The organism is Stenotrophomonas sp. P5_A8, assembly GCF_056400545.1.
This window is the reverse complement of record NZ_JBFULB010000308.1, coordinates 1-4,549: the sequence shown is the minus strand read 5'-3', so window position 1 is coordinate 4,549 and position 4,549 is coordinate 1. Positions and strand designations below refer to the sequence as shown.

General features: G+C 66.8%; 2 protein-coding genes. Both read left to right on the top strand.

From position 1 onward, the window contains the following. Positions 1 to 228: 228 nt before the first annotated feature. On the top strand, positions 229 to 3,732 hold the full coding sequence (gene smc, locus AC1DQP_RS16900; protein ID WP_478052054.1) for a chromosome segregation protein SMC: 3,504 nt from the start codon (positions 229 to 231) through the stop codon (positions 3,730 to 3,732). Between the two features lie 43 nt (positions 3,733 to 3,775). Beyond that, entirely contained in the window at positions 3,776 to 4,522 is a 747-nt protein-coding gene (gene zipA / locus AC1DQP_RS16895; RefSeq protein WP_478052053.1) for a cell division protein ZipA, read from the top strand. The last annotated feature ends 27 nt before the right edge of the window (positions 4,523 to 4,549 follow it).

Genomic DNA, 4,549 nt, shown 5'->3' with positions numbered 1-4,549 from the left:
GCCAGTAACTGGCTTCGACTTCGGCTTCGGCTCTAAGGCTTCAAAGCCTTTACGCCTCTAAAAACCACCCCACCCCCGCCAAACACCGCCCCCGTTATACTCAGGCTATCGCGTCGCCCTTGGGGCCATTGAAACCCTGCAACATCAATGGCTTGAGGGTGGGAATCGCCCCGACATCCACCCTGGCGGGGGTCGCTTCAGGCCCTTGCCCCGGAAACCAACCACGCCATGCGTCTGTCCACGATCAAGCTGTCCGGTTTCAAATCCTTCGTCGACCCGACCACCCTGCACCTGCCGACCAACATGACCGGCGTGGTGGGCCCCAATGGCTGTGGCAAGTCCAACATCATCGACGCCGTGCGCTGGGTCATGGGCGAAAGCTCGGCCAGCCGCCTGCGCGGTGACTCGCTCACCGACGTCATCTTCTCCGGCTCCTCTGCGCGCAAGCCGGTCTCCCAGGCGACCGTCGAACTCATCTTCGACAACACCGACCACACCATCACCGGCGAGTACGCCTCGTTCAACGAGATATCGGTCAAGCGCCAAGTCAGCCGCGACGGCAGCAGCAACTATTATCTCAACGGCACCAAGTGCCGCCGCCGCGACATCACCGACCTGTTCCTCGGTACCGGCCTCGGCCCGCGCAGCTACTCCATCATCGAACAGGGCATGATCAGCCAGATCATCGAAGCCCGACCCGAAGACCTGCGCGTCTACCTGGAAGAAGCCGCCGGCATCTCCAAGTACAAGGAACGCCGCAAGGAAACCGAGACCCGCATCCGCCACACCCGCGAGAACCTCGACCGCCTCAACGACCTGCGCGAAGAAATCGGCAAGCAGCTTGAACACCTCAAGCGCCAGGCGCGCCAGGCCGAGCAGTACCAGGCCCTGCAGGAAGAGCGCAAGGTCAAGGATGCCGAGTGGAAGGCGCTTGAATTCCGTGGCCTGGACAAACGCCTGGGCGGCCTGCGCGAAGCGCTCTCGCAGGAAGAAACCCGCCTGCAGCAGCTGATCGCCGAACAGCGCGACGCCGAAGCCCGCATCGAAACCAGTCGCGTCCGCCGCGAAGAAGCGTCCGACGCGCTCAGTACCGCCCAGGCCGAGGTCTACCAGGTCGGCAGCACCTTGGCCCGGCTCGAACAGCAGATCCAGCACCAGCGCGAGATGTCCCAGCGCCTGCACAAGGCCCGCGACGAAACCCAGCAGGCGCTGGCCGAACTGGGCCACCACATCAGCGGCGATGAAGCCAAGCTGCAGGTGCTGCGCGAGTCGGTCGAACTGGCCGAGCCCCAGCTCGAACAGCTGCAGGAAGAAAACGAAATCAAGCAGGAAGCCCTGCGCGACGCCGAGGCCCGTCTGGCCGACTGGCAGGCGCGCTGGGAGGCCCACACCCGCAGTACCTCCGAGGCCTCGCGTGCCGGCGAAGTCGAACGCACCCGCGTGGACTACCTCGACCGCCAGGTGCTCGAAGCCGATCGCCGCCGCGAAGCGCTGGTCGCCGAACGTGCCGGGCTGGACCTGGATGCGCTGGCGCAGGTGTTCGAAAAACTGCAGCTTCAGCACGAAACCCAGAAGGCCGCGTTGGACGGCCTCAACGAGCAGGTCGAAGAACGCAAGCACGCCGTCGCCGGCCTGCAGGACCGCCAGCGCAGCGGCCAGTCCGAACTGGCCGACATCCGCAAGCAGGCGCAGGCCGCACGTGGTCGCCTGTCCTCGCTGGAAACCCTGCAGCAGGCCGCACTCGGGCAGGAGCAGGGCGCGGCGGTGGCATGGCTGAAGTCACGCGGGCTGGATTCCGGCGCACGCGTCGGCGAGCGGCTGAGCGTTGAAAGCGGGTGGGAAAACGCGGTGGAGAGCGCGCTTGGCCAGCTGATCGAAGGCGTGCTGGTCGATGCGCCCGAGCGCCTGGTCGGTGAACTGGCGGAACTCGGCGAGGGGCGCATCGCGCTGGTCTCCGATGCGCAGGACGCATTGCAGGTCGCACCGACCTCGCTGGCCGCCAAGGTGCAGGGGCCGACCGCGATCCGCCGGCTGCTGGCGCGCCTGCACGCTGCCGACGACCTCGACCAGGCGCGTGCGTTGCAGGCCACGCTGGGCGAGGGCGACTCGGTCATTACCCGCAGTGGCGAACGCCTGGGCGAAGGCTGGGTGCGCGTCTCGCGCTCCGGCGCGGCCAAGCAGGGCGCGCTGCTGCGCGAACGCGAGATCGTCACCCTGCGCGAGCAGATCGATACCCTGCAGGAGCGCGAAGCCGAACTGGAAGAGCGTCTGGCCGGCTTCCGTGACCAGCTGCTGGCCGGCGAACAGCAGCGCGAAGACGCGCAGCGCCAGCTTTACCTGGCCCACCGCAGCGTCTCCGAACTGGGTGGCCAGTTGCAGAGCCAGCAGGGCAAGGTCGAGGCCGCGCGTACCCGCATCGATCGCATCGAAGGCGAACTCTCGCAGTTGCTGGAAACCCTCGACGCCGGCCGCGAGCAGGTGCGCGAAGCGCGCTCGCGACTGGATGATGCGGTCAGCAGCATGGGCGATCTGGAATCGGTGCGGCACGCGCTGGAGGCCGAGCGCCGCCAGTTCACCGATGCACGCGACCAGGCCCGTGATGCGGCCCGCAACGTGCGCGACAGTGCGCACTCGCTGGCACTGACGCTGGAATCGCAGCGCACCCAGGTCAGTGCGTTGAGCCAGGCGCTGGAGCGGATGAGCACCCAGCGCGGGCAGCTCGATTCGCGCCTGGGCGAACTGCATTCGCAGCTCGATGACGGCGATTCACCGGTGCAGGCGCTGGAAGCCGAACACCAGAACGCGCTCGGCGAGCGCGTGCGTGCCGATCGTGTGCTGGCCGAAGCGCGCACCATGCTCGAAGGCATCGACGCCGAGCTGCGCACGTTCGAGCAGACCMGCCACCAGCGCGACGAACAGGCGTTGGCCCAGCGTGAGCGCATTTCCCAGCGCAAACTGGACCAGCAGGCGCTGGTGCTCAGTGCCGACCAGCTCACCGCATCGGTGGAAAAGGCCGGTTTCGTGCTGCAGGACGTCATCAACAGCCTGCCCGACGACGCCCGCATCACCGAGTGGGAGCAGGCCGTGCATCAGATCGACGGGCGCATGCGCCGGCTCGAGCCGGTCAACCTGGCGGCGATCCAGGAGTACGGCGAAGCCGCGCAGCGTTCGGACTACCTGGATGCGCAGAACACCGACCTGACCACCGCGCTGGAAACGCTGGAAGACGCCATCCGCAAGATCGACCGCGAAACCCGTGGCCGCTTCAAGGACACCTTCGACCGTGTCAATGCCGGCGTGCAGCAGCTCTATCCGCGTCTGTTCGGCGGCGGCCACGCCTATCTGGAGTTGACCGGTGAAGACCTTCTCGACACCGGTGTGGCCATCATGGCGCGCCCGCCGGGCAAGCGCGTGTCGAGTATCTCGTTGCTGTCCGGTGGCGAAAAGGCGATGACCGCGGTGGCGCTGGTGTTTGCGATCTTCCAGCTCAACCCGGCGCCGTTCTGCCTGCTGGACGAAGTGGACGCGCCGCTGGACGAAGCCAACGTCGGCCGCCTGGCCAATATGGTCAAGGAGATGAGTGAGAAAGTGCAGTTCCTGTTTGTCAGTCACAACAAGGCCACGATGGAAGCGGCGCACCAGTTGTCGGGCGTGACCATGCGTGAACCGGGCGTCAGTCGCCTGGTCAGCGTGGACCTTGAAGAAGCCGCACGATTGGCGGGCGCCGCCTGACGTGCCATGCTTATCTGAACGTATTTAGCCGGAGACCCCCCGAATGTCCGACATGGCACTGCTCCGCATCGGCATCCTGGCCGCCGGCCTGCTGTTGATCGCTGCGATCTTCCTGTTTGGCCGACCCAAGAAAAAATCCCAGGGCCGCCGCGTCGATGCGCCCGAGGGCAGCACCGGCCAGCGCCGTGAGCCCAGCCTGGGTGACGGCGACACCGGCGAGTCCGGCAGCGTCGGCGGCGTCGGCGGCGTCGGCGAAGATGGCGTGACCCAGGCCGAACTGGGGCTGCCGGATGTCGATGGCGCCGCCGCCAGCGATCTGGGCAAGCGCGCCAACCAGGATTTCGACAAGATCGTGTCGTTGTTCGTGGCCGCCCGCGCCGGCGAACAGCTGCGCGGCGAAGATATCGTGGTGGCCGCCGAGAAGACCGGCCTGGTGTTTGGCCACATGAACGTGTTCCACCGCCTGGTCGAAGGCCATCCCGAACGCGGTCCGATCTTCTCCATGGCCAGCATCATGAAGCCGGGCAGTTTCGACATGGCCAACATCCGCGAGATGGAAACCCCGGCGATCGCCTTCTTCCTGACCCTGCCGGCGCYGTTGACCGCGCTGGACGCCTGGGAAAAGATGCTGCCGACCGTGCAACGCATGGGCGAACTGCTGGACGGCGTGGTGCTCGATGACAGCCGCGCCACGCTCGGCCGCCAGCGTGTCGCGCACATCCGCGACGAACTGCGCGCCTACGACCGCCAGCACCAGGCCCCGCCGCTGACCAAGGCACCGCGCTGGTAAGGCGGGCCGGGTGTGGTGCAGCCGAGC